31 protein-coding genes are annotated in these 24,389 nt (G+C 54.2%); 14 read left to right on the top strand and 17 right to left on the bottom strand.

What is annotated here, in order from left to right; translation table 11 throughout:
- Nucleotides 1-272: 272 nt before the first annotated feature.
- The 3 genes from ACW17M_RS08695 to ACW17M_RS08685 form a co-directional block, all read right to left on the bottom strand.
- Nucleotides 273-1,949, bottom strand: a complete 1,677-nt coding sequence (locus tag ACW17M_RS08695; RefSeq protein ID WP_457547241.1) for a methyl-accepting chemotaxis protein — start codon at nucleotides 1,947-1,949, stop codon at nucleotides 273-275.
- Between the two features lie 242 nt (nucleotides 1,950-2,191).
- The gene (locus tag ACW17M_RS08690) at nucleotides 2,192-2,650 is read right to left on the bottom strand and encodes a GNAT family N-acetyltransferase (protein WP_457547240.1); all 459 of its coding nucleotides are present in this window, start codon (nucleotides 2,648-2,650) and stop codon (nucleotides 2,192-2,194) included.
- Entirely contained in the window at nucleotides 2,634-3,008 is a 375-nt protein-coding gene (locus tag ACW17M_RS08685) for a winged helix-turn-helix transcriptional regulator (RefSeq protein WP_144810790.1), read from the bottom strand. Before ACW17M_RS08685 ends, ACW17M_RS08690 begins: the two co-directional genes overlap by 17 nt.
- 90 nt (nucleotides 3,009-3,098) lie before the next feature.
- On the opposite strand from ACW17M_RS08685, the gene ACW17M_RS08680 reads away from it, so the two are divergent.
- Both ACW17M_RS08680 and ACW17M_RS08675 read left to right on the top strand, forming a co-directional pair.
- A complete protein-coding gene (locus ACW17M_RS08680; RefSeq protein WP_233974243.1) occupies nucleotides 3,099-3,425 on the top strand; it encodes a nuclear transport factor 2 family protein in 327 nt (108 codons plus the stop codon).
- A complete protein-coding gene (locus ACW17M_RS08675) occupies nucleotides 3,425-4,198 on the top strand; it encodes an SDR family oxidoreductase (protein ID WP_457547239.1) in 774 nt (257 codons plus the stop codon). The genes ACW17M_RS08680 and ACW17M_RS08675 overlap by 1 nt, the downstream gene beginning before the upstream one ends.
- A 24-nt stretch (nucleotides 4,199-4,222) precedes the next feature.
- Here ACW17M_RS08675 and ACW17M_RS08670 read toward each other — a convergent pair whose 3' ends face one another.
- Nucleotides 4,223-4,681, bottom strand: coding sequence for a nucleotidyltransferase (locus ACW17M_RS08670; RefSeq protein ID WP_457547238.1), 459 nt, complete (start codon nucleotides 4,679-4,681; stop codon nucleotides 4,223-4,225).
- A 344-nt stretch (nucleotides 4,682-5,025) separates the two neighbouring features.
- The gene (locus ACW17M_RS08665) at nucleotides 5,026-5,937 is read right to left on the bottom strand and encodes an AraC family transcriptional regulator N-terminal domain-containing protein (RefSeq protein WP_457547237.1); all 912 of its coding nucleotides are present in this window, start codon (nucleotides 5,935-5,937) and stop codon (nucleotides 5,026-5,028) included.
- Between the two features lie 159 nt (nucleotides 5,938-6,096).
- Here ACW17M_RS08665 and ACW17M_RS08660 point away from each other — a divergent pair, with 159 nt between their 5' ends.
- The 3 genes from ACW17M_RS08660 (at nucleotide 6,097) to ACW17M_RS08650 (ending at nucleotide 8,627) form a co-directional block, all read left to right on the top strand.
- Nucleotides 6,097-6,930 carry an oxidoreductase gene (locus tag ACW17M_RS08660; protein WP_457547236.1) on the top strand — a complete coding sequence of 278 codons (834 nt, stop codon included), beginning with the start codon at nucleotides 6,097-6,099 and terminating at the stop codon, nucleotides 6,928-6,930.
- Between the two features lie 175 nt (nucleotides 6,931-7,105).
- Nucleotides 7,106-7,936, top strand: a complete 831-nt coding sequence (locus ACW17M_RS08655; protein ID WP_457547235.1) for an AraC family transcriptional regulator — start codon at nucleotides 7,106-7,108, stop codon at nucleotides 7,934-7,936.
- Between the two features lie 79 nt (nucleotides 7,937-8,015).
- On the top strand, nucleotides 8,016-8,627 hold the full coding sequence (locus tag ACW17M_RS08650; RefSeq protein WP_457547234.1) for a LysE family translocator: 612 nt from the start codon (nucleotides 8,016-8,018) through the stop codon (nucleotides 8,625-8,627).
- Here the strand turns inward: ACW17M_RS08650 and ACW17M_RS08645 are convergent.
- Both ACW17M_RS08645 and ACW17M_RS08640 read right to left on the bottom strand, forming a co-directional pair.
- Entirely contained in the window at nucleotides 8,611-8,931 is a 321-nt protein-coding gene (locus ACW17M_RS08645) for a hypothetical protein (protein WP_457547233.1), read from the bottom strand. The genes ACW17M_RS08650 and ACW17M_RS08645 overlap by 17 nt on opposite strands.
- A gap of 24 nt (nucleotides 8,932-8,955) precedes the next feature.
- Entirely contained in the window at nucleotides 8,956-9,681 is a 726-nt protein-coding gene (locus ACW17M_RS08640) for an ArsR/SmtB family transcription factor (protein ID WP_457547232.1), read from the bottom strand.
- Nucleotides 9,682-9,756: 75 nt separating this feature from the next.
- Between ACW17M_RS08640 and ACW17M_RS08635 the strand changes: the two genes are divergently transcribed.
- Together ACW17M_RS08635 and ACW17M_RS08630 are read left to right on the top strand one after the other, a co-directional pair.
- Complete coding sequence (locus ACW17M_RS08635) at nucleotides 9,757-10,104, top strand: NIPSNAP family protein (protein WP_457547231.1); 348 nt, start codon at nucleotides 9,757-9,759, stop codon at nucleotides 10,102-10,104.
- On the top strand, nucleotides 10,101-10,448 hold the full coding sequence (locus ACW17M_RS08630) for an antibiotic biosynthesis monooxygenase family protein (RefSeq protein WP_457547230.1): 348 nt from the start codon (nucleotides 10,101-10,103) through the stop codon (nucleotides 10,446-10,448). Before ACW17M_RS08635 ends, ACW17M_RS08630 begins: the two co-directional genes overlap by 4 nt.
- 8 nt (nucleotides 10,449-10,456) lie before the next feature.
- On the opposite strand, the gene ACW17M_RS08625 is transcribed toward ACW17M_RS08630, so the two are convergent.
- From ACW17M_RS08625 to trpB, 6 genes are all read right to left on the bottom strand, one after another.
- Complete coding sequence (locus ACW17M_RS08625; RefSeq protein ID WP_457547229.1) at nucleotides 10,457-11,248, bottom strand: carbon-nitrogen hydrolase family protein; 792 nt, start codon at nucleotides 11,246-11,248, stop codon at nucleotides 10,457-10,459.
- A 292-nt stretch (nucleotides 11,249-11,540) separates the two neighbouring features.
- Entirely contained in the window at nucleotides 11,541-11,894 is a 354-nt protein-coding gene (locus ACW17M_RS08620) for a hypothetical protein (protein WP_457547228.1), read from the bottom strand.
- Nucleotides 11,894-12,520, bottom strand: a complete 627-nt coding sequence (locus ACW17M_RS08615) for a TetR/AcrR family transcriptional regulator (RefSeq protein ID WP_457547227.1) — start codon at nucleotides 12,518-12,520, stop codon at nucleotides 11,894-11,896. The genes ACW17M_RS08620 and ACW17M_RS08615 overlap by 1 nt, the downstream gene beginning before the upstream one ends.
- 343 nt (nucleotides 12,521-12,863) lie before the next feature.
- Entirely contained in the window at nucleotides 12,864-13,484 is a 621-nt protein-coding gene (locus ACW17M_RS08610) for a LysE family translocator (RefSeq protein ID WP_342584913.1), read from the bottom strand.
- Between the two features lie 173 nt (nucleotides 13,485-13,657).
- The gene (gene trpA / locus ACW17M_RS08605; protein WP_427769115.1) at nucleotides 13,658-14,497 is read right to left on the bottom strand and encodes a tryptophan synthase subunit alpha; all 840 of its coding nucleotides are present in this window, start codon (nucleotides 14,495-14,497) and stop codon (nucleotides 13,658-13,660) included.
- A 20-nt stretch (nucleotides 14,498-14,517) separates the two neighbouring features.
- Nucleotides 14,518-15,747, bottom strand: a complete 1,230-nt coding sequence (gene trpB / locus ACW17M_RS08600) for a tryptophan synthase subunit beta (protein WP_457547226.1) — start codon at nucleotides 15,745-15,747, stop codon at nucleotides 14,518-14,520.
- 132 nt (nucleotides 15,748-15,879) lie between these two features.
- On the opposite strand from trpB, the gene ACW17M_RS08595 reads away from it, so the two are divergent.
- Nucleotides 15,880-16,782 carry a LysR family transcriptional regulator gene (locus tag ACW17M_RS08595; RefSeq protein WP_457547225.1) on the top strand — a complete coding sequence of 301 codons (903 nt, stop codon included), beginning with the start codon at nucleotides 15,880-15,882 and terminating at the stop codon, nucleotides 16,780-16,782.
- Nucleotides 16,783-16,802: 20 nt separating this feature from the next.
- Here ACW17M_RS08595 and ACW17M_RS08590 read toward each other — a convergent pair whose 3' ends face one another.
- The gene (locus ACW17M_RS08590) at nucleotides 16,803-17,702 is read right to left on the bottom strand and encodes a LysR family transcriptional regulator (protein ID WP_457547224.1); all 900 of its coding nucleotides are present in this window, start codon (nucleotides 17,700-17,702) and stop codon (nucleotides 16,803-16,805) included.
- A gap of 104 nt (nucleotides 17,703-17,806) precedes the next feature.
- Between ACW17M_RS08590 and ACW17M_RS08585 the strand changes: the two genes are divergently transcribed.
- The 3 genes from ACW17M_RS08585 to ACW17M_RS08575 all read left to right on the top strand — a co-directional run bounded on the left by ACW17M_RS08585 (nucleotide 17,807) and on the right by ACW17M_RS08575 (nucleotide 19,286).
- Nucleotides 17,807-18,577, top strand: a complete 771-nt coding sequence (locus ACW17M_RS08585; RefSeq protein ID WP_035584462.1) for an NAD(P)H-dependent oxidoreductase — start codon at nucleotides 17,807-17,809, stop codon at nucleotides 18,575-18,577.
- A gap of 183 nt (nucleotides 18,578-18,760) precedes the next feature.
- Nucleotides 18,761-19,033, top strand: a complete 273-nt coding sequence (locus ACW17M_RS08580) for a type II toxin-antitoxin system Phd/YefM family antitoxin (RefSeq protein ID WP_035584465.1) — start codon at nucleotides 18,761-18,763, stop codon at nucleotides 19,031-19,033.
- On the top strand, nucleotides 19,014-19,286 hold the full coding sequence (locus ACW17M_RS08575; protein ID WP_457547223.1) for a Txe/YoeB family addiction module toxin: 273 nt from the start codon (nucleotides 19,014-19,016) through the stop codon (nucleotides 19,284-19,286). The genes ACW17M_RS08580 and ACW17M_RS08575 overlap by 20 nt, the downstream gene beginning before the upstream one ends.
- A gap of 28 nt (nucleotides 19,287-19,314) precedes the next feature.
- Here ACW17M_RS08575 and ACW17M_RS08570 read toward each other — a convergent pair whose 3' ends face one another.
- Together ACW17M_RS08570 and ACW17M_RS08565 are read right to left on the bottom strand one after the other, a co-directional pair.
- Nucleotides 19,315-19,914 carry a class I SAM-dependent methyltransferase gene (locus ACW17M_RS08570; RefSeq protein ID WP_009287594.1) on the bottom strand — a complete coding sequence of 200 codons (600 nt, stop codon included), beginning with the start codon at nucleotides 19,912-19,914 and terminating at the stop codon, nucleotides 19,315-19,317.
- 41 nt (nucleotides 19,915-19,955) lie between these two features.
- On the bottom strand, nucleotides 19,956-20,897 hold the full coding sequence (locus tag ACW17M_RS08565) for a LysR family transcriptional regulator (RefSeq protein ID WP_457547222.1): 942 nt from the start codon (nucleotides 20,895-20,897) through the stop codon (nucleotides 19,956-19,958).
- Nucleotides 20,898-21,003: 106 nt separating this feature from the next.
- Here ACW17M_RS08565 and ACW17M_RS08560 point away from each other — a divergent pair, with 106 nt between their 5' ends.
- Both ACW17M_RS08560 and ACW17M_RS08555 read left to right on the top strand, forming a co-directional pair.
- Nucleotides 21,004-21,987, top strand: coding sequence for an aldo/keto reductase (locus ACW17M_RS08560; RefSeq protein ID WP_457547221.1), 984 nt, complete (start codon nucleotides 21,004-21,006; stop codon nucleotides 21,985-21,987).
- Nucleotides 21,988-22,119, top strand: coding sequence for a hypothetical protein (locus ACW17M_RS08555; RefSeq protein ID WP_263364864.1), 132 nt, complete (start codon nucleotides 21,988-21,990; stop codon nucleotides 22,117-22,119). It abuts the gene before it with no gap.
- 4 nt (nucleotides 22,120-22,123) lie between these two features.
- On the opposite strand, the gene ACW17M_RS08550 is transcribed toward ACW17M_RS08555, so the two are convergent.
- Complete coding sequence (locus tag ACW17M_RS08550; protein WP_052475590.1) at nucleotides 22,124-23,032, bottom strand: LysR family transcriptional regulator; 909 nt, start codon at nucleotides 23,030-23,032, stop codon at nucleotides 22,124-22,126.
- 133 nt (nucleotides 23,033-23,165) lie between these two features.
- Here ACW17M_RS08550 and ACW17M_RS08545 point away from each other — a divergent pair, with 133 nt between their 5' ends.
- A complete protein-coding gene (locus ACW17M_RS08545; protein ID WP_052475591.1) occupies nucleotides 23,166-24,359 on the top strand; it encodes a M20 aminoacylase family protein in 1,194 nt (397 codons plus the stop codon).
- Nucleotides 24,360-24,389: the final 30 nt, after the last annotated feature.

Here is a 24,389-nt window from a genome sequence, read left to right as displayed (position 1 = left end):
CAGGGGCTAATGGAGACTGGCCGTTATTGCAACGGCGGGCATCAATGGCTCATTGGACAACTACCTATGCTTAACGTGGAAAGACGTACCATCATACAAATAATGACGGCGAACCAACAAGGTTATGACAGTCCTGGTCTAGATATTTGAATTATCCCCATTAACAAACGAGTAAAGAAAATATCAGATCGGTAGGCTCAGAATTTTCTTGCGGAGGCTTTCGGCTCACAAAAAAGCGCCCTGGCTGGGCGCTTCATGGTTGCTTCAGGCGTTTAGAAAGATGCCCATTCTTCGGTCTCTTTTTTACTACCGAGAACATGAGTCGGCAAGCCTTTACTAGCCCGAGGCTGGCTGTCGCGCGGTCTTGGCGTAGCGGGTAGCGCGCGCTGGTTTTGGCCATTGGTCGCTCCTCTAAAGAACGACACCTCGTTCAACAACGCCTCTGCTTGGCTTTGCAGTGAACGCCCCGCCGAGCTGGACTCTTCCACCAGACTCGCGTTCTGCTGGGTGACACTGTCCATTTGCGAGACGGCGGTGTTGACCTGATCGATACCCTGGGCCTGCTCGCGGCTGGCGGTGGCAATCTCACCCATCAACACCGAGACACGCTTAACGCCATGAACGATACCTTCAAGCGACTTACCTGCTTGGTTGACCAGGTTTGAGCCGGTGTCCACTTGGCCGATACTCTCTTCGACGAGCTTTTTGATGTCTTTGGCGGCGTCAGCACTGCGCCCTGCTAGGTTGCGCACTTCGTTGGCCACCACCGCAAAGCCGCGCCCTTGCTCGCCCGCACGGGCGGCTTCTACCGAGGCGTTCAGCGCCAGCAAATTGGTCTGGAAGGCAATTTGATCGATCAACCCGACGATACCGGAGATCTTACGGCTTGAGATGTTGATGTCTTCCATCGCGTTGACGGCTTGCTCGGCGATCTCCCCCCCGGCGTTGGCTTGCTGGCTGACGTCATATACGAGTTTATCGGCTTCGGCAGCATTGTCTGCGTTCTGACGCACGGTCGAGGTAATTTCATCCATCGAGGCCGCGGTCTCTTCGATATTTGCGGCCTGCTCCTGAGTACGGCGACTCAGGTCGTCAGTGCCTAGCACGATTTCGTCAGCGGCCACATTCACAGACTCGGCGTTATGACGAACGGACATGACCACCTGCGAGAACTTGCTTTCCATGCTCTTTAACGCCCGAAGCATCACACCAAACTCATCTTTGCATGTGACGTCAATCTCGTTATCAAGCCTTCCTTCAGCCATGGCGTTGGCGAGTGCTTGTGCCTTGCCCAGCGGCGTCATGATGCCGCGGATCAACCATATAGCGAGCAGAATTCCGAAGATGACAGCCGCCGCCATCACCCCAATAACGAAATTGCGCGTCCAAACATAATCACTTGAGGATTGTTGGTTATTTGCAGCGGCTTGAGTGCTGTTACGGTCGATGAGCCCCTGGATCGCCGTTAGCACCTTTGGATATTCTGCGCGTAGCGTGGTGGTGGCAATCTCTCTTGCAGCATCGAAATCATTGCCGATCATTGCCGCGTTAATGTCGTCAATACCGGCGCGAAGACTGGTCAGCGACGCAATAAACTCATTAGCGATGGCACGTTCTTGATCATCGGAGACACGATCAGGAAAGTAATCATTCCAGGCAGCATCGATAATAGCGTCGTTCTCAGCGACCTCCTGCTTCGTGGTAATGACAGATGCTGGATTCCGATCACGCTGTTCGGCCGTTACTTTCACCCGGTTGCCGAGCAGGGCTTGGTTGATCTGAGTAAGGTTACCCAAGGTGAGCACGTTCCCCTCATAGGTTCTATTGAGGGCATCGTTGGTGTTGCTGAGGCTGTAGAGACCGATAGTACCGACGACGATTAACATCAGGATGCACGCGCCTAAACTCACGGCAAGCCGCAGTTTGACGCTTCGATTCAGAAGTAGCATGGAAAGATCTCGTAGAAGCCCGCAGCACTTTTCTTTGGGCAGGTGGAAGCCATCTCGGTAACTGCAAGTGTTCATACAGAACGTATCCTGCTAGTCACCGTTTAGCATTATCGGCTCACGTTCAGAAACATTGAGTATTTATCTTAAAAATCGCCAATATCTTGTGCGACCCCATGTCAACCGACCCGGTGTAGTCTCACGTGCGTCAATCCAACCCCATAACGTATAAAGCGCTACTAAAACTAAACGTTATGGTTATCTCCATTCACGAACGCATAGAGCAAAATATCAGATCGGTAGGCCCAGCCCTGGTTTGCCCAGAACTTCTGGGCATCTTCGTTCTCGGGAAGAATCATCAGGTGTGATTTCAGGATGCCTTCCCTCTTCAGCGCTTCCATGCAGAGGCTGACCAGCCGTGTTGCAATGCCTAACCGACGGTGAGAATTCGCTACCGATAAGTGCTGAACATAGCCGCGCTTGCCATCGTGGCCCGCCATGATCGTTCCCACCAGCTCTCCTTCTACTTCTGCCACAAAGCTTAGGCCAGGATTGCGCAGCAGGTATTTTTCGATGCCTTCCCGTGAATCGGCATCGCGCAGCCGCACGCCTTCACTTTCGCTCCACAGAGCAATGGCGGCTTCATAGTCGTTGATGGTCATGGTGCGGTAGTGCATCAGGCGGTTCTCATTGGGTGGCGGCATCATTTTGTTCGTTCTGCTCGTCAGGGTTGTTGAAGTGATCCTTCTGCTCTGCCCATTTCAATAAGGCATCCAGCGCCGGGCAGAGCGTTTGCCCCCATTCGGTAAGGCGGTATTCCACTTTCGGCGGCACCTGGGGATAGACCTTTCGGGCCACAATGCCATCCGCTTCCAGTTGGCGCAGCTGTTGGGCGAGCATTTTCTGGGAGATGTCAGGGATGAGTTTTCCGAAATCGGAGTAGCGCTGCACTTTTCCATCGAACAGATGAAAGAGAATAATGAGCTTCCAGCGCCCTTCCAGCATTTTTAATACATTTTCCACATCGCTTGCGGCGGTAGTGGGCGTATAAATCTTTCTCATGGGTAAGCCACTTACCTTTTTGTGCGTTCTTGATAACGAGTCAGCCTGGGCAGAATATTCTCTCACATTACCTTGTAAGAGATGACCACCATGAGCTTGTCACTGCCAGACGCAATCACCACTTATTTCAGCATCAGCAACGGTGCGGATGACACCCACATTGCGGATTGCTTTACCCAAGATGCCTGTGTGTTTGATGAAGGAGAGACACACCGCGGGCAAACCGCTATTCAAGCCTGGCTGCGCGCCACCCGTGCCAAGATTGAGTATCGCGTCGAGCCGGTCAGTGTTTCCCAACAAGGCAACACGATGGTGGTTACCGCGACCGTGACCGGTAACTTCCCCGGCAGCCCGGTGCAACTCGACCACGCTTTCCAGCTTGCCGATACGCAAATCCAGTCATTGGAGATCTACTAATGAACCTGAATTTGAACGGGCGACGCGTATTGATCACCGGCGGTAGCAAAGGGGTTGGCGCAGCCGCGGTGGCACTCTTTCGCGAGGAAGGCGCGCAAGTGCTAACAACCGCCCGTACTCGCCCCGCCGACCTGCCCGATGAGCTGTTTGTAACCGCTGACCTGACGACGACCGAAGGCTGTGCCACGGTAGCCGATGCGGTCAACGAACGCTTGGGTGGCGTGGATATTATCGTTCATGTGCTGGGCGGTTCATCAGCGCCCGGCGGCGGCTTCGCGGCCCTTGGGGAGGAGGAGTGGCAGCGAGAGCTCGACATCAACCTGTTTCCCGCCGTGCGGTTGGATCGCGCCCTGCTGCCAGGCATGCTGGCCCAGGGCGATGGAGTGATTATCCACGTGACCTCCATTCAGCGTGAACTCCCCCTGCCCGAGTCGACCACGGCTTATGCGGCTGCCAAGTCGGCGCTCTCCACCTATAGCAAGAGCTTGTCCAAGGAAGTGTCACCCAAAGGGGTGCGTGTGGTTCGAGTATCGCCGGGTTGGATCGAGACGGAAGCCGCCGTTGCACTGGCCGAGCGGATTGCCCAAGACGCAGGTACCGATTACGCAGGCGGCAAGCAGATCATCATGAATTCGCTGGGCGGCATCCCGATTGGCCGTCCTTCGAAGCCTGCAGAAGTGGCCAACCTGATTGCGTTTCTGGCATCACCGCTGGCAGCCACTATTACGGGCACGGAGTACGTGATTGATGGCGGCACCGTGCCCGTCGCTTGAGGATGGCGGTGAAATGGCGCTTGCCTATCTTATGGCGCGAATATCGTCGATATCGACGGGTCTCGAGAGCACGGTCTTATAGCGAATCAAGTCCTCCTTCAACATCAAGGGGAGTTCCAGGCCTAGTACACTAACAGTTTCATAGCGGTCAAACGCTATATTTAGCGGCACCCAGGCCTGGCTGGCTGCATCAAAAATTTGCGCGCCGTCAGCGTTGCCAACCTCCACCTTGATGCCTTCATACTTGAACTGGACATAGGTTAAATCCCAGCCCTCCTCGCAGTAGTGCGTAGCGGGCTTGGATATGTTCGCTTGGCCAGCCTGCACCACCGTCAAAAAGTGCTCGCTGGGTACGAACAGGTCAATATCGTTCAACGCTCGTTCAGAGCCATACCCCTTTGCTGCGAGCCCTCCGCAGATTTGAAAAGGGATATTTTTGTCTCTCAGTAATTCCACTATCCATTGGGCTGCTAATTGATGCACGTCCCCCCCCTTCTTTTCACATATAGCCCCAAGATTATCACGCCAGTTTTGAACCACCGCAAAGGCTCGCGAGGTTAGCTAGCCCCCATCATAATCTATCTGGTCACTAACCTGACACTGAGCGCTTATTCTCACAGCCGATTAGCAATTATGTATAAGCATTAAGAGGTCGAGCTGGCATAAGCTAGGTGGTGTGACTAATCAAGAGGGGGCGGTAAGGTAACGCAAGCTGGTTTCAATTAATCAAGAGCCAGCACGTGCCAACGCTGACGGGTGCTATTCGCGTTGGTAGCGCAGCTCATTAGCCTGCACATGGCGGCGTTGTGACTGAACTCAGGTCAGCCTCAATGCGACGAGACATAATCCGACTTGGTGAAAGCAGGCGGTAGCGAGAAGTTCTCCCGCATCCGTTTCGTTTCGGCAGCTGGCGTCAATCCGAAAAGCCGTTTGAACTCCCGATTGAATTGCGAAGCACTCAGGTAACCGACGGCGTGGCAAGCGGCCTCAGCCGTCATGCTCTGACGAACCATCAGCAGTCGTGCTTGATGCAGTCGCGTGGATTTAACGTACTGCATGGGTGAAGTGTGCGTAATGGCTTTAAAGTGATGAAGAAACGTCGGAACGCTCATACCGGCCTCGCTAGCCAGTTGCGACAGGTTAAGCGGCTGAGCGTAGGTCGCGTGGATGTGGCGTAACGCCTTGCCGATTTTCCCGAACTGCCCCTGCATTGCCAGCGCCGCACGCATGGCAATGCCCTGCGCACCGGTGAGCACGCGAAAATACAGTTCTCTCACCAGCGCGGGGCCGAGAATCTCCGCCTCAAGCGGCTGGCTCATCGTTTCGAGAAAACGTGTCACGGACACCCGCAACGCAGCATCCATGGGGCTGGACATTAGGCTTTGGGCCACGTTTTCCTGGACAGGAGACTGATAGCGGTCGATCTGGATCATCAGCTCCGCGGCGAGCTGAAAGTCCAGATGCATGTATATGGCTAGCAGTGGGTGTTCTGGCGTCGCCTCGGTTTCCATCGTGAAGGGTACCGGCACCGCGACCGCCAGATAGTGCTGCTCGTCGTAAAGATAAACCTGATGGCCGAAATAACCCCGCTTTCGCCCCTGGCAAACAATCACGATACCGGGGTCGTACAGCACGGGGGTACGAGACAAGGGACGATCCGAACGCAGAATGCGTACGTCGGGCAGAGCCGTGAGGTTGTATCCTTCTTCCGGCGCCAGCGCCTGAAGCAGCGTCACCATGTACCGCTGTTCAGCCGTCTGCAGAGTGGAAAGTGCTTTTTTCACGCGATACCGACTGGGATTATCAGAATAGGCAATAATATAAGAATATTATGCCTAAAAGAAGGCAATGCAAAGGGGTAATGTGCATCTTCCATTGATACACAGGAGCTATTTTGCATGTCTACCAGCAAACTTTTACTCATCACGGGCGTCAGTAGCGGCTTTGGCCGGGCGCTGGCTCAGGAAGCACTTGCTACCGGCCATCAGGTGGTCGGCACGGTACGCAGCGAACGGGCCAAGCAGGCATTTGAAGCACTTGATCCGGCGAAAGCGGTGGGCCGTGTGCTCGATGTGACCGACTTCGATGCCATCGATGGTGTCGTGGCCGAGATAGAGGCAAACGTCGGAGAAATCGATGTTCTCGTCAACAACGCCGGTTATGGCCATGAAGGTATCCTGGAGGAATCCTCATTGGTCGAAATGCGTCGGCAGTTCGATGTGAACGTATTCGGAGCTGTTGCCGTCACAAAGGCTGTGTTGCCATACATGCGCTCACGTCGGCGCGGACATATCCTCAACATCACGTCTATGGGTGGTTTCATCACGATGCCAGGCATCGCTTATTACTGTGGTAGTAAATTTGCACTGGAAGGTATTTCGGAGGTGCTTGGCAAGGAAGTGAAATCGTTCAATGTTCATGTCACTGCCGTGGCGCCCGGCTCGTTTCGCACCGATTGGGCTGGTCGTTCGATGTCCCGCTCGCCGCGCACGATCCCCGACTACGATGCGCTGTTTGATCCGATTCGTAATGCCCGCGTCGAGAAAAGCGGTCAGCAACTTGGCGATCCGGCAAAGGCAGCTCGCGCAATGCTGGACGCAATAGCCAGCGACACGCCGCCGGAGCATCTGCTGCTGGGAAGCGATGCACTGGCGCTGGTGCGCAGCAAGTTGTCGGCGCTTGCCGACGAAATCAGTGAATGGGAGACACTCACGCGTTCGACCGATGGCTGAAGGTTCAACTGCTAACCCCCCTCGCATGGCTACCTTTCGATAGCGCGATAGATGCCAATGCATCGTTGTCGGTTATCTCGCCTCCTTCCCCCGCAGCCGATTAGCAATTATGTACAAGCATTCGGGCTCGGGGTTGGCATAAGCTAGGTGGTGTGACTAATCAGGAGGGGGCGGCATGAGTAACGCAAGCCGGTTTCAATTCATCAAGAGCCAGCAAGTGCCAACGCTAACGGTGCTTCACGCGGCCATTGAGGATTTCAGCTACGACCGTCATGCCCACGAGGAGTATGCCTTCGGTGTGACCCTGGCGGGTCGTCAGGATTTCTTCAGCGGCGGACAGTTTCATCGTAGCCCACCGGGCAACGTTATCTTGTTCAACCCAGAGGAAGTTCACGACGGCCAACCGGGCGGAGAGCGCTCGCTGGATTACCCGATGGTATATGCGCATCCCGAGCAGATTAATGACCTGTTTGCTGATGCTCTGGGCCACGAGCACACGGCTGACTTTCGCTCAAATAACACCCTTGTTCAGGACGTTCGGCTACGCAACGCCATTTTGGAACTGGCACGCTTAGTCACTTCTCGCTCTGGTAGCTGTATCGACCAGGAGAATGCGCTGTATCAGGTAATTGAGCGAACCGTGCAACTCGGCGGGATTTCTCAGCCCAACCAAGTGCTCACCCGCCCCGATGCGCTGCTGGGCCTGGCGAAAGATTATATTCACGCCCACTTGGATACGGATATCTCCCTGGATGACATCAGCCAAGCGGCGCATATCTCCAAGTACCACTTCTTACGCCTGTTTCGTCAGCATTACGGCATTACGCCGCATCAGTATGTGATTAATTGCCGAATCAATGCGGCTCGCTCGGCGCTAGACCTAGGTGCTTCCCTAACGGAGGTCGCTTTGCGCTATGGGTTCTCCGACCTCAGCCATTTCAATCGCCGCTTTAAGCGAATTTATGGCATGACGCCCCATCAGTACCAGCGTGATATCGCACGCTAGGCTCTGCACGAAAACTGCCTGCGCTCGCCGACTTTTCGTACAGGCTCTTACACCTAAATACCAGCATAGAGGTTTAACCATGTTAGGAATTGTCGCCTATGCCCTAGGCGCTATGTATTCGCCTGGGCCTGTGAATCTGCTTGGCTTGAATATTGGCATCAATGGGCAAGCCAGGCAGTCGGTTGGGTTTTGCCTTGGCGTGGGTACTGCGATGCTGGCGTACTTATTAGTATTGGGTTGGGCGGGTGCTGCCTGGATCGATGATGAAGCACTCATTGTGGTGAGTGCCTTGGGCTGCGGCTATATTGTTTATCTCGCGAGCAAGATTGCCCGTTCAAGTGTTGATATAAGCGAGCCAGACAACGCCCCTCGGCTAGTCAGTTATCGTGATGGGCTGGTCATGCAGTTGCTTAATCCCAAAGCCATTTTGGCCACCCTGCCCATTGCCACACTGCAGTTTCCTGCGGCGGGTATTGAGGGGATTAGCTTAGTGGTTTGGGCGTTAGGGCTGGCGATGTTGGCCGCTGGCGCGCCTGGCAGTTATATCGTGATCGGCAGCGCCGTAGGCAGCCGTATTAAACGCCCTGCTATCGTTAAGGGCTTTAATTGGCTGATGGCAGCTTTGCTTGTGGCCGTGGCGCTTTCGATTGGTGTTGAGCATGTGTGGGCACCGCTTACTGCCCGAAATTGATCCCCAGTCGCAGGGCTTGTAAGCCGTCGAATTCGACACTTACCTCGTCAGAGAATAAGGGATGGCCCTGTACTATCAAATCCAGCGTCGCCTGAGAGCCGCGATAAGTGACGCTCACTTCAATATTCGCAGTCGTGTTAATAGGCGCCAGCACCCCATACTCAATGTTATCCACGCTAACTGCAGAGAGGCCGCGGTCATCCAACTGCTGCTGAACTTCCCGTTCAACGACAACGCCGTAATAGAAGTAGATACCGGCATAGCCAAGCGCTAACAATACAACCAGTGAAAAGAGCTTTCCCATTATTTCTCTCAGTTTTATAGAATCTTAAAAGATGACAGCGGCTTGTTGGGCTGAAACCGATGGCGCACTCTGCGGTTCGAGCATTGCCCAAAGCAACTTCTCCCCTTGGGCGCTGAATACGATAACGCGAGAATTTTTTTCTCGCTTTGCCCAACCAAGCTCCTGAATTCGGGTAAGCAGCGCACTGCCAAGCGCGCCCGCTAGATGATGCCTGCGCTCGCTCCAGTCGAGACACTCCCTACAAAATGAGCGTTTTGAAGAAGCAAGCGCGTCTGTATCGATGCCAAATTGATTAAACCACACCCTTCCCTTCTCAGTGAGCTGTAGCCCTCCCGGGTGTTGATGAAGGATGTTCGTTCGCAGCATATGTTCATACACTAAAACACCCAACTCCCCGGCAAGATGGTCATAACAGATACGGGCCTTGCGCAGGGCGGGATCGCGTGGCCCGGTAACAAGGCGGTTCCCCTCTCTGCGGCAAGCGAGGCCCATCAGCGACTCCAGGAGGTGAGCAATATCCGGCCCCGCAAGCCTGAAGTAGCGGTGTCGGCCCTGCTGCTCAACCGTGATCAGCCCTGCGTCTAGCAGCTTGCCAAGGTGAAAACTGATGGTCTGCTTGGTAACTCCGGCCGTGTCCGCCAGTTCGGTCGCCGTCAGCACACGACCAGACATCAGGGCGGAGAGGACCTCCGCCCGAGCGTTATCGCCGATAAGCGCTGCAACGCGCACAATGTTAGGGCCTTCACTCATGGTTCGATTCTAGTCGAACCACCTGGGGCCGACAACGCGGTATCGTCCTAGCTACCGTTCAAAGGAGATACCCCTATGAGCATTACCTGCTTTATCCGCTACGAGATCGATCCTTTCCAACGCGACGCTTTCAAGGCGTACGCCGAGAACTGGGGGCAAATCATACCCCGGTGCGGTGGCCACCTTATCGGTTATTTTCTTCCCTACGAGGGCACTAACAATGTTGCCTGGGGGCTAATCGCATTCGATAGCCTGGCTGCCTATGAGGCCTACCGTGCCCAGCTGAAGTCTGACGAAGGCGGGCACGCGAACTTCACCATGGCTCAAGAGAAGAAGTTTATTCTCAAGGAGGAGCGCAGCTTCGTTGAGGTGGTGGACGGCACACTGGGCGTTGAATCTGTCTATCCGTGGAGTGTTTTATGATCGCCGTGATATTTGAAGTGCTACCGCATTCGGAACGGAAACAGGACTACCTGGACGCTGCCAGCGGACTGAGCCAACACCTGGAAGGCGTCGACGGTTTTATCTCGATTGAGCGCTTCGAGAGCCTCACACATCCTGGAAAGATCCTGTCGCTCTCCTTCTGGCGGGACGAAGAAGCCGTGAAGCAGTGGCGCACGTTCGAATCTCACCGTTCCGTCCAGAAAGCGGGCCGGCAGGATATCTTTGCCGACTACCGGCTCCGCGTCGCTTCCGTCATCCGGGACTACGGAATGAATGACCGCCGCGAGGCACCGAAGGATTCGCTTGACGCGCATCCATCATAAAGCACGGACTAACCCGCAGGGCAGCTTTCCTCAATAGGTAAATTGGTCACTAGCGAGGCGTCGAGTGCGCCTCCGTTTATAGCGCAAATCACAATGCAGGCTTCAGTGCCGTCAGCAGTGATCGCGAGTTCACCATCCGCATTCCAGCCGCCGCTTTTACCGCAGGTTTGCCAGCCACCTGTGTTGGAAATGTGGTTAGCAAGTAGCACCGGGAACTGGTGGCGTTTCGCCATGGCAGCGAGTAGCTGCGCATCGACCTCGTACCCTGCTTCAGATATCAGCGCGCTGGCGATATACACATCCGCTTGCTGGGCGACGGCTGCTTCTGCATGGGAGGGATTGGCGAAGTCTGCACAAATGGCCAAGGCTATTCGAGTACAGTTAACCGTACATAGATAACTTTCGTTGCCAGTCGAACAGTAAACCGCTTCCCCTTCGTGCAGGTACTGCTTTGCGTAGAATGCTCGATCGCCGTTGGGGAAGCAGATAACCGCCCCTATCTGCGGTTTTTTGCCTTCACTAACGAGTGGACAGCCTGCTATCACGACGATATTATGGGCAACGGCGGCTGTGGAAAGTGTGCTGAACACCTCTGAATCTTTCGGCAACGCTAGCTGCTCTAATAGCTCAAGCTCATAGCCGGACAGCGAAAGCTCAGGGAACACCACTAGATCGGCCCCTCGCACGGCAGCTCGCTGAATATAGGTAAGGTGCGTTTCAAGATTTTCGGCCACTGCGCCTTTTACAACAGGCAACTGAGCGAGTGCGATAGTGGTACCGCTTGTGCTTCTGAATTTCATTTCAGCACGCCTCGCCTTTAAATATTTTGTTCACTTCAGCCATAAAAGATTCAGTTAACAAAAAAAATCGATTTTTTATTAACTTGGTATTGCTACCATATCACCGCTTCTTGTCGCCCTTGCTGGGCTCTCGCAATGGCTAACTTAGATTGCGGGCTATTTTTCCAGCTTGATGACGGTGGGGCCAACGCCCTTCACGCTCAACAGGGCGTCTCTTTCTGCATCTGAATAGGCCACTTGTTTCTAGCTCGCTACTAGTTAATCAGATTCGCCATCTGCTGAGAGTTTTCTCTTAAAACCTGGGTGAGAATCCCCGCTCTTCGCAGGCATCCCGTGGTTTATGCACCACTAAGGCACGTTCAGAAAAGCTACGCCACGGGATCTCCATACCAAACACATCAAACGTCATCATACCCGAGCGGCAGTTGATCAGAACGTCTACCACATAACCGCGATGGACCATGCCCACTGTCGTGGTATCAAGCTCTTGCCAGTGTATCGGCTGGCCGGTGAAGTCAGTGTAAGGAGATTCGTAACCGCCCTGGGTCTGATCGAAGGATCGAAAATCCATGATGAAGCCAATACATAGGAGCAGTACGCTTACGAAACCGATCAGGGCAAACCCCGCAACCATCGTCGCTTTCATCAGCTTGGCTGTCTTGCAGAGAGCGAGTGTTCAACTTCGATTCGGCAGGCTAGTGACACACTTTGTTGAACTCTCATCCAGCCCTCTTCTGTATGTAGTGATAGTCCCCCATAAGCTGCATCGCGACGGGCACGGATCATAAGATACTGAATGCCCGCGACCAGCACATTCGCCAGCGACAATACATCTTGTGAATACTCTTCTGCATCGGGAAAGATGGCTTCAATCACCTTTAGCCCCCAGCGTTCGCGAGTGTTGGCCAGCGCCTGGGTTAAGGCATTGTCTTCCACCATTTCCCAAGCCAATATCTCGATAGTTTGCGGCCTGGCGCGAAGTGTATTTAGCAATCCCAGGATCACGCGTTCCAAGCGCGCTTGAATGGGTAGCGAGCTTATAGCGGCAGGATCATCATCCAGCACCTCAGCAATCCCCGGCCAAAAATCTCCGCTCTCGCCGTAAGCTTTAAGTAGATTTGGCAGCCCATCGAAGTATCGATAGATGAGCACTTTGTCCACGCCTGCCGCACGTGCCACGGCGTTGACCCCCAGCCTTTTAAATCCCTGTTTAGCAACAATGTCACCTACCGCGCGAATTAACCGCTGTTCGGACTGTTTACGGTCACCCATTCCGAATTACTCCAGACTATTTGCGCCAATAACTCGCTAGATACCCAGATACTATCTTCCGGGCTATTTAACAGGACTATCCCTTAGGGTTAACCAACGGACAGGCTGTCATCATGAGTCGCCAACATATCATGTTGTCACCGACCGGTGACTTTTTATATCACCAAACGGTGACAAGCAAGCCGTTTGCGAAAAAAGGTTATTCATTCACCCGACTAGCGCTCGGAAAAGCACATCAAGTAGTGATGGGTAAGAGCTTCAGGGGGATAAGGTACTTCGCGCAGAAATTATCACTCGCTAGGAAGAAAGTTCTTAACGAGCATCCAGCAATCGCAACAACGTTTCACTCTTTCTTAGCCAATAGCAGCCCTACTCCTGCGCTGGCCAATAAGCCTGCGCAGGCGCGGTTGAATAAACGACGCATGGCGGGACGTGAAAACCAGTGGCTTAAAAAGCTGCCTGCATAGGCGTAACCGGCAATCGCTACCCATTCCAGCAGCAAAAACAGCGCACCTAGCACTATAAACTGCTGCCCTACATTGCCGCTGGGCTCCACAAACTGCGGTAGGAATGCGGTAAAAATCAGGATGGCTTTTGGGTTACCGGCGGCAAGCAGAAACTCTTGTCGCGCCAGCTCAAACAGGCTCTTGGGCTGAGTGTCTCCGTCAACACTCTCAGTGCTGTCGGCACCCCATAATTGATACGCCAGCCATAACAGATAGAGGCCACCCACTACCTTGATGACTAGGAAAATCTTTTCAGAGGTGTAAAGCAGCGTAGCCAAGCCGGTCGCAGCAAGCGTAATCATGCCAACAAAGGCTGCCAGCCGCCCAATACCTGCAAGACAAGCAGCCCTAACACCATAGCGCTTGGCATTGGTCAGTGACAGCAAATTGTTAGGCCCCGGCGCCATATTGAGGGCGAAGCAGGCAGGAATAAACAACAGCAGCGTGGTTAGATTCATGAAAATCGCCTCTCTAGGCTCGCAGCAAAGTACTTCATTAGCATTAGACTATATGCCCAAGTGCTTAGATTAGCTGCTCACGAAGGCTTGGCTCAATCTTTGATACCAAACAGAGGCGATACATTTCCCAACAACAGCGTTAATCGGTGAGGGACGAAGCCCATGTGCCCATATCAGCAAACTTGCGGCTCACTTACCTCCCGGCACGCCCTGACGCTTTCCGCCAGTTCACTTACCAGACCATGCACACGCTCAACAGCCTCATCAGGTGTGTTGGCATTTTCGATACAGTCAACCAGTGCTGAGCCGACGACGACTGCATCGCTGAAGCGGCCAATGGTGGCGGCTTGTTCGGCGGTACGGATGCCAAAACCAACGGCGATGGGCAGCTCCGTATGTTCACGAAGCCCGGCTACTGCGCCTTCCAACCGTTCTGGCGTGGGTGCACTTCCACCAGTGACACCGGCAACGGAAACGTAGTAGATAAACCCGGAGGCGTTCGCCAGCACCTTGGGCAGGCGTTTGGCATCGGTGGTCGGCGTGGCCAGGCGAATAAAATCAATGCCGTGTTGCGCCGCTGGCTGGCAGAGCTCTTCGTCGTGCTCGGGCGGCAGGTCTACCACGATTAGGCCATCGACCCCGGCCTTGGCGGCATCGGTCAAGAAGCGTTCGACGCCGTAACAGTAAATGGGGTTGTAGTAGCCCATCAGCACAATGGGCGTAGTGCTGTCTTCTTCACGGAAACGGCGCACCATTTCCAGCGTTTTGGCTTGTGTCTGGCCGTTATTCAAGGCACGCAGCGCGGCTTTCTGGATGGCGGGACCATCGGCCATTGGATCGCTGAACGGCATACCGAGTTCGATGATATCCACCCCCGCTTTTGGCAACCCGTGCAACAGGCGGCGGGAGGTCTCGGCATCCGGGTCGCCAGCGGTAAGGTAGCTGACCAGCGCCGGGCGGTTTTCCTGCTTGAGGGAAGCAAAGCAGTATTCAAGACGAGAGGTATGGGTCATGACGTTCTCCTGTGTCGCGCTCATAGCTGTTTAACCCCGAATTTTTCACCAAGGTGATGGGCCACGCTCATCATGTCCTTGTCACCCCGGCCGCTGAGGTTCACCACCATTAAGTGCTCGCGGGGCAGGCTGGGGGCACGCTTGGCCACTTCGGCCAGGGCATGGGCGGTCTCCAGGGCGGGAATAATGCCCTCCTGGCGGCAGCAGACCTGAAAAGCTTCCAGCGCTTCATCGTCAGTGGCAGAGACGTACTCGACACGCCCCTGCTCGTGCAACCATGCGTGCTCTGGCCCGATACCAGGGTAATCCAGCCCGGCGGAAATCGAGTGAGCGTCGATAATCTGGCCATCTTCGTTTTGCAGCAAGTAGGTGCGGTTACCGTGCAGCACGCCGGGGGTGCCGCCGTTCAGGCTGGCCGCATGTAGGCCGCTTTTAACGCCCTTGCCACCCGCTTCCACGCCAATCATCTTCACGTTGAGGTCATTCAGGAAAGGGTGAAACAGCCCCATGGCGTTTGAACCGCCACCAATGCAAGCCACCAGCGAGTCCGGTAGGCGACCTTTCTTTTCCAGCATTTGGGCGCGGGTTTCATGACCGATCACTGCCTGGAAATCGCGTACCATGGCGGGGTACGGGTGTGGCCCAGCCACGGTGCCAATAATGTAGAAGGTGTCGTCGACATTCGTTACCCAGTCACGCAGCGCTTCGTTCATGGCGTCTTTTAGCGTACCGGTGCCCGAGGTAACGGGGATCACTTCCGCGCCCAGCAGCTTCATGCGGAATACGTTGGGCTGCTGACGTTCGATATCGGTTGCGCCCATGTAAATGACACAAGGCAAGCCAAAGCGCGCCGCAACGGTAGCGGTGGCAACGCCGTGCATGCCTGCACCGGTTTCCGCGATGATGCGTTTTTTGCCCATCTGCTTGGCCAGCAATACCTGACCGATGCAGTTGTTGATCTTATGCGCGCCGGTGTGATTCAGCTCTTCGCGTTTGAGATAAATACTCGCCCCGCCAAAGTGCTCGGTCAGCCGCTCGGCAAAATAGAGCGGGCTTGGCCGACCCACATAATCACCCTGGAAGTAGGCCAACTGGCGCTGGAATTCGGGGTCGTTCTTGGCGATGGTGTATTCGTCTTGCAGCTCTAGAATCAGTGGCATCAGCGTTTCGGCGACAAAGCGGCCACCGAAGCTGCCAAATAGCCCGTTGGCATCGGGCAGGCTCTTGGATACATCTACAGGTTGATTCATCGCGACCTCTGAATGCGTTATCGAACATTGCAGTGAAAACAATGCAGTGAAAATAGCGCAAGCAGGTGGGGATAAAAATCGATAAGATGTCAGCAACATGTGAGCTTAAGTCAACTATCAGCAGGATGTCCCATGCAACACAGCATGCCGCCGCTTAGCGCTCTGCGCGCCTTTGAAGCCACTGCCCGTTTGGGTAGCGTGACCGCCGCTGCCGATGAGCTAAGCGTGACTCACGGTGCTGTCAGCCGCCAGCTAAAGAGCCTGGATGACCATTTTGGAGTAGCACTTTTTGCCAAAGCGGGCCGAGGTATTGTACTGACCTCGCACGGGGAGCGACTGCAGAGTGGTGTTGGTGAAGCGTTTTCACGCTTGAAGGATAGTTGCGCAGCGCTCAAGCGTGATGTTGAAGAGGCTCCTTTCACCCTGGCCTGCCCTGGCAGCCTTTTGGCCCGCTGGCTGATTCCCCGTCTGGATCGCCTGCACCGCGAGCTGCCCCAACTGAAATTGCAGGTGGTGGTGAGTGAAAGCGAGCAGCCGGGCACGCAAACGGATGCCAGCGCCACCCTGGCATTTGCCGAGCCACCCTGGCCCACAGGTGTTGAGGTATTCGAGCTGATGGAAGAGCAGATATGTGCGGTGGCAAGCCCGCAGCTGGCGGCCCAGTGCGATGCAACCAAGCCCGAATCGCTGCTTGCCAATAAGCTTTTATATACATCTTCCCGCCCCCAGGCATGGCCGCAGTGGGCCACCGCCAAAGGGCTGGCGCTGGAACAGCTTGAGGCGGCGCTCAGCAGAGGCCAGAGGTTCGATCACCTTTACTACTTGATGGAAGCGGCAGTGGCAGGCCTGGGTATCGCCATCGCGCCACGGCTATTGGTGGAAGACGACCTTAAGAACGGGCGACTTATTGCCCCCTGGGGAAGTATCGAAACCCCCGCCCGTCTCTGCCTGTGGTTGCCCAGCCAAGCCGATGGCCGCCGCAGCGAGCCACTGGCAGAGTGGCTCAAGCAGGAGTTGGAGGCTGACCGCTGCTAATATGACTGTTTGATCAACGTTTATTTCGCGCAAAGGGTGCGTGCTATTTGCTCACGCACCCAACGATGCGCACTATGACCATGATTGCGCTCATGCCACACCATACCGACTTTGAATCCCAGTGATTTAATGGGGGATTCAACAATTTTAAGGTCGGAACGCTGGGCAACTAAACGCCGCGGCACCAGTGCTACAAAGCGTGAGTGAGCAACAATCTCAAGGACGAACAGGAATGAAGATGTCGACAGAACAACATTGCGTCTATAGCCCAATGTTTGTAAGACCTGATCCACCTGAGTGGAAAAATCGCCTCCGCTGAGCGAAACGATTACATGCTCGAGCTGGACATACTCTTCAATCGTCATTTCTTCACTTAGCTGTGAGTGATTCCAGCACCCAACCAGCACATAGTTCTCATCATACAGCGGCCTGATTCGTAAAACCTTGGGCGCCTCTTCGGGTGTCATGAGTGCAAGATCCACTTCACCCCGTGCCATTTGAGCTTCCAGCCTGGGTGGCTCCAGACTACGTATGGCGATTCTAATGCCAGGTGCTTGACGCCTTAATTCGTTCATGACCGCCAATCCAATGACCGCTTGAAGGTAATCGGTGCATGCAATCGTAATGGTCAGCGACGCTTGGGCAGGTTCAAAGTGCTGGTGCGTTATCAGCGTCTCTCGCACCTGATCCAGTGCAATACGTAGTGGGGTAAGTAACTCCAACGCTTTGGTGGTAGGCATCATCCCTCGGTGAGCCGGGATTAGCAGCGGGTCGTTGAACATATCTCTAAGGCGGCTCAGCTGAGCGCTGACGGCAGGCTGACTAAGATGCAGGCGTGCGGCGGCTCTCGTGACATTTTGCTCTTCAAGCAAAGCCTCTAAGGTCGCCAACAAATTAAGATCCAGCCTTTTATTATCCATATTTTATATAGTAGATCATAAAACTATTAATTTCATTGATAGCTTATTCTTGCCCACAATCTCTAGCGTATCCACCAAGTAAATTCGCCTGTAGGAGCATTAGAGTGTCCAAGACTATATTGATTGTGTATGCGCACCCAGAACCCACATCATTGACCCGCCGGTTCGTAACTGAAACGGTACAAATACTGGAGCGACAAGGCCAAACCGTGCTGCAGTCAGACCTATATGGCATGGGTTGGAAAGCGACGTTTGATGAGCACGATTTCCCCAACCGTATAAATAATGACCGGCTAGGCTTTATTCAAGAGTCGCAGCACGCCTATGCCACTCACCAGCAGACGCAGGATGTCGCCGCAGAGCAGGACAAGCTGCTTGCCGCCGACGCCGTCATATTCCACTTTCCCTTGTGGTGGTTTGGTATGCCCGCCATTCTCAAAGGCTGGATAGACCGGGTGTACGCCTATGGATTTGCTTACGGATACAAAGATGAAGGCAATCGTTATCGCTATGGAGACGGTATTCTCAAAGGCAAACGGGCATTACTGTCGGTAATGGTGGGTGGCCCAGCGGAGGACTATTCACCCCGAGGTATTAATGGCCCCTTGGAGGAATTGCTATTCCCCATCACCCACGGCGCCCTGTTTTTCCCAGGTATGGATGTACTGCCAACCCATGCCGTGTATGGCACCGGCAAACTTTCGAAAGTCAGCGTAGCGAAGGAGCTAGCCGCTTGGCGTCTACGCCTCGAAAATCTTTTTAATGAATCCCCTATTCCATTCCGGCGGCAAAATGGTGGGGAGTATCAGCAAAATATACTCGCTGACCATATTGCTATGGGGAAAGAGGGACTGACCATTCACATCGACCATTAGCAGATTTTTAGACAGCAACATCATGCAGACAAAGTATTATTAGCTGCACAATATTACCAGCACGTGCAACTATGAATTCAGGAAATCAAGGCCAAGCGCAGCGATAAAGCTATCGCTGCGCTTGGCCTTGTCGGAGCTAGTGAGATATAGTTGTACGGAATTTCCGTACATTATGGTGACGTTATGGATATTATCAGTGTTAACAAATTCAGAGACAACCTGAAAAGCGTAGTAGAACAAGTGATTAGCCAGCACGAACCCTTAAAGGTAACCCGTCGTGCCGGAGAGGCGTTTGTGGTGATTAGCGCTGAGGACTGGGAAAGAGAGCAAGAAACACTGCATGTGCTTCAGAACCGAGACCTCATGCAACAAATTGCGGCTTCTCTAGATACCCATAGTCGTGGTCAAGGATACCAACCTGATAATGAGCAGATGAATGAGATCACTGGTATTTGAGGGCCGTACGTGGGAAGCCTATGAAAAAATGCGTGAAACAGATAAGAAGCTGAATAAAGCGCTCTGCAAACTCTTAAAAGAAATGCTCCGCTCTGACGATCCAACGGCTGGTATCGGAAAACCCGAGCCACTCAGACACAATCTTTCTGGCTTGTGGTCAAGGCGCATTTCACAAAGAGATCGGCTGATCTACCGGTTCGATGACAAAGCTATTTATATTTTTGCCATCGGCGGACATTACGATCAGTCCTGATAATAGTTAATTGATGAAAAGCACGACGCTACCTTTTCTGCACTATCAAATAAGTATGCAACTCCGGGTGCTGATCGTACTCCAGATGTCTGCACACCGCGCCTAACTTCATCAATAAGGATACGAAGCCGTTTGTGCCAAGCGTAGAGTAGTAGACCTCGGGCCCCATAAAACTATCGGTATGCTCACCAGGTTCGTCGGTACCGCCGAAAGAGAAGATCAGTACCCCACCCTTATTCAGGCTTCCGATAAGTTTGGTCATCACACTTTCCTGCTGCACTAGCGGAATATGCCAAATGCTGTCCCAGGCGGTGATAAAGTCGTATTTTTCCAGCGGCTGCCACTGGCAAATATCCTGGTGGTGAAAGGTCACGTCAGGGTGCTTCTGCTTAGCGAGGCGCAGCATTTCATCGGAAATATCCACGCCTTCAGGCGTAAAGCCTTCTTGTTGCAAGAAGTCGATAAAGCGGCCGGTACACCCACAACCGATATCGAGTGCCTTTCCTCGGCCCTTCACAAACGAAAGCGCCCTTTTGTGCGCCTCTATCCCGTTAGCGAGATTGAATTTGTCGCTTTGCCAGAGGTGGGTGATCTGATCGTAGGCGCTGCCAATATCAGTGGGTGTCATGGATGGCCTGTCGGATAAAAAATGAAGACTTAGTGACTATATCACCCACTCAAACGCTTGCGGTTACTGGCCACCAGCTCAGTCAGAAAGTCCGCCACGGCCCGGGTACGGCCTGATTGGGTGAGATCCGTCTGAATAACGAGATAGATGGGCTGATCCACGCCAATATCCGCAGCGACACACACCAGTCCAGCCTCCAACGCCAGAAAATGCGGCAACACCGCTATCCCCAGCCCTGCTTTCGCCGCCGCTAGCTGGGTCGCCAGCGAGGTGGTGGTTAACGCCGGTTCCTGCCCTTGCAGAACCCGCTCAACCCATTGGGTGGCAGGCAGGTGCGCCTGCGTTTCGCCCCAGGTGATAAAGGCGTCGGTGTCGTAATTGCCAGCATCGTGGTGAGCCTCACGCTGCGCTACATAATTGGGGCTGGCGTATAGCCCGAAACCCAGGGTGCCAAGGCGACGAAGGGTGACATTACCCCGCTCGGGCTTGACCATTCTAAGTGCTACATCGGCGTCGCGGCGGTGCAGATTAACGGTGGTGATATCGGTCACCAGCTCAAGTGTGATGCCGGGATACTGAGCATAAAATTGTGGCAATGCAGGCAGAATCAACGACGTGGCAAGGTTTTCAGCCGTGGCCAAACGCACCCTGCCGCTCAGTTGCGTAGCGAGTGCGCCGCCGCTAGAGAAGGCAGCTGCGGCGGCTTCCAGCGCTTCGGCTTTTTCGATTAGCCCGGCCCCTTCCTCGGTAAGCTGATAGCCCGACTGCTGACGAACAAACAGCGGCAGCTTTAAGGCTTTTTCCAGCCGCTCGATACGCCGGGAGAGCGTCGCGATACCCAGATGGAGTTCCGCTGCCGCGCCGCTCAAAGTGCCGTGGCGGGCCACCGCCAGAAAGGCTCGTGTGTCATCCCAGACCCACCCGCGGAGCATCTGGTTTTCAAAACTGGTAAACGGCTTACCGAAATCGTTCATTTTTTTCATTATTGGATAGTGCCACGCTGTTATTGCACGTTTCAACAAGCGCTCGAAAACGGCTCACGATCTCTTGATGAGCCATGGTTTCGTAAGTAATGACAGGAGACATAGCATGCAAAAACGTACACTCGGAACCGACCTAACCGTTTCCGCCATTGGCTTAGGCTGCATGGGAATGAGCGAGTTTTATGGCCCCCGAGACGATAGCGAATCGCTTCGCGTATTGGCCCAAGCGGTGGAGCTGGGAATCGACTTTTTTGACACGGCGGATATGTACGGGCCACACCATAACGAGGAGCTGATTGGCCGTTTTCTTGCCAGCCATAAGCCAAACGTACGTATCGCCACCAAATTCGGCATTGTTCGCAACCCTGGTGAGTATCAGCGTAGCCTGGATAGCAGCGCCCATTATGCCCGCCAAGCTTGCGAGGCGTCGCTAAAGCGGCTGGGCATCGAACAGATCGATCTCTACTACGTTCACCGCGTTAACCCGGAAACCCCTATCGAAGAGACCATGGAGGGCTTGGCACAACTGGTTAAAGAGGGAAAAATTGCCCACATTGGCCTCTGCGAGGTTAGCGACGAGACCCTGCGCCGCGCACACGCCGTGCACCCGGTGACGGCGGTTCAAACCGAATACTCGCTCTGGACACGGGACGTGGAGCAAGCGGTGCTGCCCACCTGCAAGGAACTTGGCATCGGCTTCGTGCCCTACTCTCCTCTCGGCCGAGGGTTTTTAACGGGCAGGTTTCAAGAGAACGCTGATTTCGGCGAAGGCGATTTTCGTTCTAACCTGCCGCGCTTCTCTGAACAGGCCATGGATACTAACCGCCGAATCGCGGAGGTGATTGGCGACATGGCAGCACTCAAAGGCTGTACCCCTGCGCAGCTCTCTCTGGCCTGGCTGCTATCCAAAGGCGACAACATCGTACCGATCCCGGGCACCAAGCGGTTACGCTACCTTGAAGAGAATGCGGCAGCGGCGTCCATCTCCCTGACCACCGATGAGCAGCAACAGCTTGAGGCGGCCACTGCTCGCCTTCCGGTTATCGGCGAGCGCTATACACCGGAGGGCATGAAGGGGGTGAATGCGTGAGTGAACTATCGTCTATCGTTGCACCCAGCCAATGGCGCGGCTAATGCAGCTTTAACTCAGTACGCCAAACGTGGGGCGAAAAACCTGGACGACTTTCGCCCGGCTGCTGCCAAAGCCGCCTTTGAAGGATAAAACCTCATTCCTTCATTTCATGCGTCGCTAAGGATTCAGTTTCTGCAATTTCGATTAGGCGGCGTACTGCTGACAGCCCCGAATCTCGCCGCCAAACCAGCATCAGAGGCAAAGTCAGATTGAGGTCTTCTAAGCGATGGCTCACTACGCCTTCTGGCGCTCCAGCCATGGTCATTGCCGGTAGGATACTGCAGCCCATACCGGCAGCCACTAAGCATAGCATCGTCGCATTGTCGGTTCCCTCTTGCACCACATGTGGCGTGAAGCCCTCTCGCTGAAAGGCATGAATTAGCTTGTCGTGATAGACCGGGGTAGCACTGCGGTCAAACCAAATAAAATTCTCGTCGTTAAGATCAGCAAGAAACTTTGGAGGGTGATGCGCTAGGTGTGAGGTCGCACTGGTGACCAGTACAAGATGATCTTCATAAAGGCAATGACAACACAGGCTACTATCGTCCTCTGGCGGAAAGAACAACATGCCTGCATCGAGCCGGCCACGCCGAATGGCTTCAACCTGAGGCCCGGAAAGCAATGATTCTACCTTCAGTGTGACCTCTGGATAACGCTCACGAAAGCGATTGAGCAAACCGATGATCTGCGGCACCCATAAATGCATGACGGTTACTCCCAGTCGCAGTTGACCGAACTGACCATCTGCTATGCGTCGTGCATTACGCTTAGCCTGCTCAAACTCGCCCAGCAAGCGCCGGGTATCACGATAGAACGCTTCACCAGCGGCAGTCAGCCGAATGCCGTGCCGCGAACGGATCAGCAACGTCGTACCAACCTCGTCTTCAAGCAACTGCAATTGACGCGACAGTGCCGGCTGAGCAAGAGGTACCCGACGGGCCGCCGATGATATGGCGCCTTCCTCCACAACTACTTGGAAATATTTTAAACGCTTGAAATCCATCTGGTGCCCCTAGCCATAACATCTACCGCAATCCATCCAATATTAGTATGGAAAGCTAATAAAAAAACTATTTTCTCTATATCACCGAAACAACCAAGATGAAAAAGGCCATCTTCAACCATGCGAATTGACTATGACAGAACTCATTGATCCAAACTTCTTCGAGCGCCATCACGCTGAACTGATCCAGATAAGACACGAGTTACATCGCAACCCGGAGCTGGGGTTTCAGGAACACGAAACGGCCAAGCTCATCGCGACAGAACTAGAACGTCTCGGCTTGCCCTTTGAAGCCGGCATCGGTAAGACCGGCATCGTTGCGACCGTGACGGGAAAACGACCTGACAACGGACGACATATTGGTCTTCGTGCTGATATGGACGCACTGCCTATCCAGGAGCTAAACGAACACAGCTATACCTCAGCAGTGCCCGGCCGGATGCATGCTTGTGGTCATGACGGCCACACCACTCTACTGCTCGGTGTAGCTCGCTACCTAGCTGAACATCGTGACTTCGCGGGTACTCTTCATCTCGTCTTCCAGCCAGCCGAAGAGGGCCTGGGTGGCGGCCGAGCAATGGTTGAAGAGGGCCTATTTGAGCGCTTTCCTATGCAGGCGATTTATGCCCTACATAACTGGCCTTCGCTACCTGCAGGCCAAGTGGCTATTCGACCCGGCGCGATCATGGCGGCCACCGACCGTCTAGATATCCGTGTACGCGGCAAAGGAGGCCATGGCGGCGTCAACCCTCATCTATCGACGGATCCTGTTCGTATGGCGGGCGCCCTTATTCAAAGCCTGCACTCCGTGGTCGCACGTGATATTAATCCACTCTCGCCCGCCGCCTTGAGTCTATGCGGTTTGCAGGGTGGCGACCTGGACGGCTTCGCCATCATTCCTGATGAGGTGCACATCAGCGGTACAGCGAGAAGCCTTGATGTTGATACTCAGGATCGCATGGAGCATATGGTTCGCCGTGTTTGTGAAGGGGTAGCAATCGCCCATGGCGGTGACATTGACGTCGATTACCAGCGCATATTTCCGGCGACGATCAATACCGAGGCAGAAACCCGTCATGTGGAAGCCTGCATTGTGCAAACACTCAGCGAGTCGGCCCTAATACGCGACGTTGCTCCCAGCCTCGGCGGTGAGGATTTTTCCTTCATGTTGCAACGCTGCCCTGGGGCTTACTTCTTTCTCGGCACAGCGAAGAGCGACACTACACCGCCACTTCATAACGCTCGTTATGACTTTAATGACGACATTATTCCCACCGGCTGCCGGTTGCTTTTAGCGATAGGCCTTAACGCGCTCGTTGCGAACTGACTAAGGCTAACGCAACTACTTATAACTCTA

The sequence above is a fragment of the Vreelandella sp. 2A-K22 genome (assembly GCF_054065485.1).
This window is presented reverse-complemented; position numbering and strand designations above follow the sequence as displayed.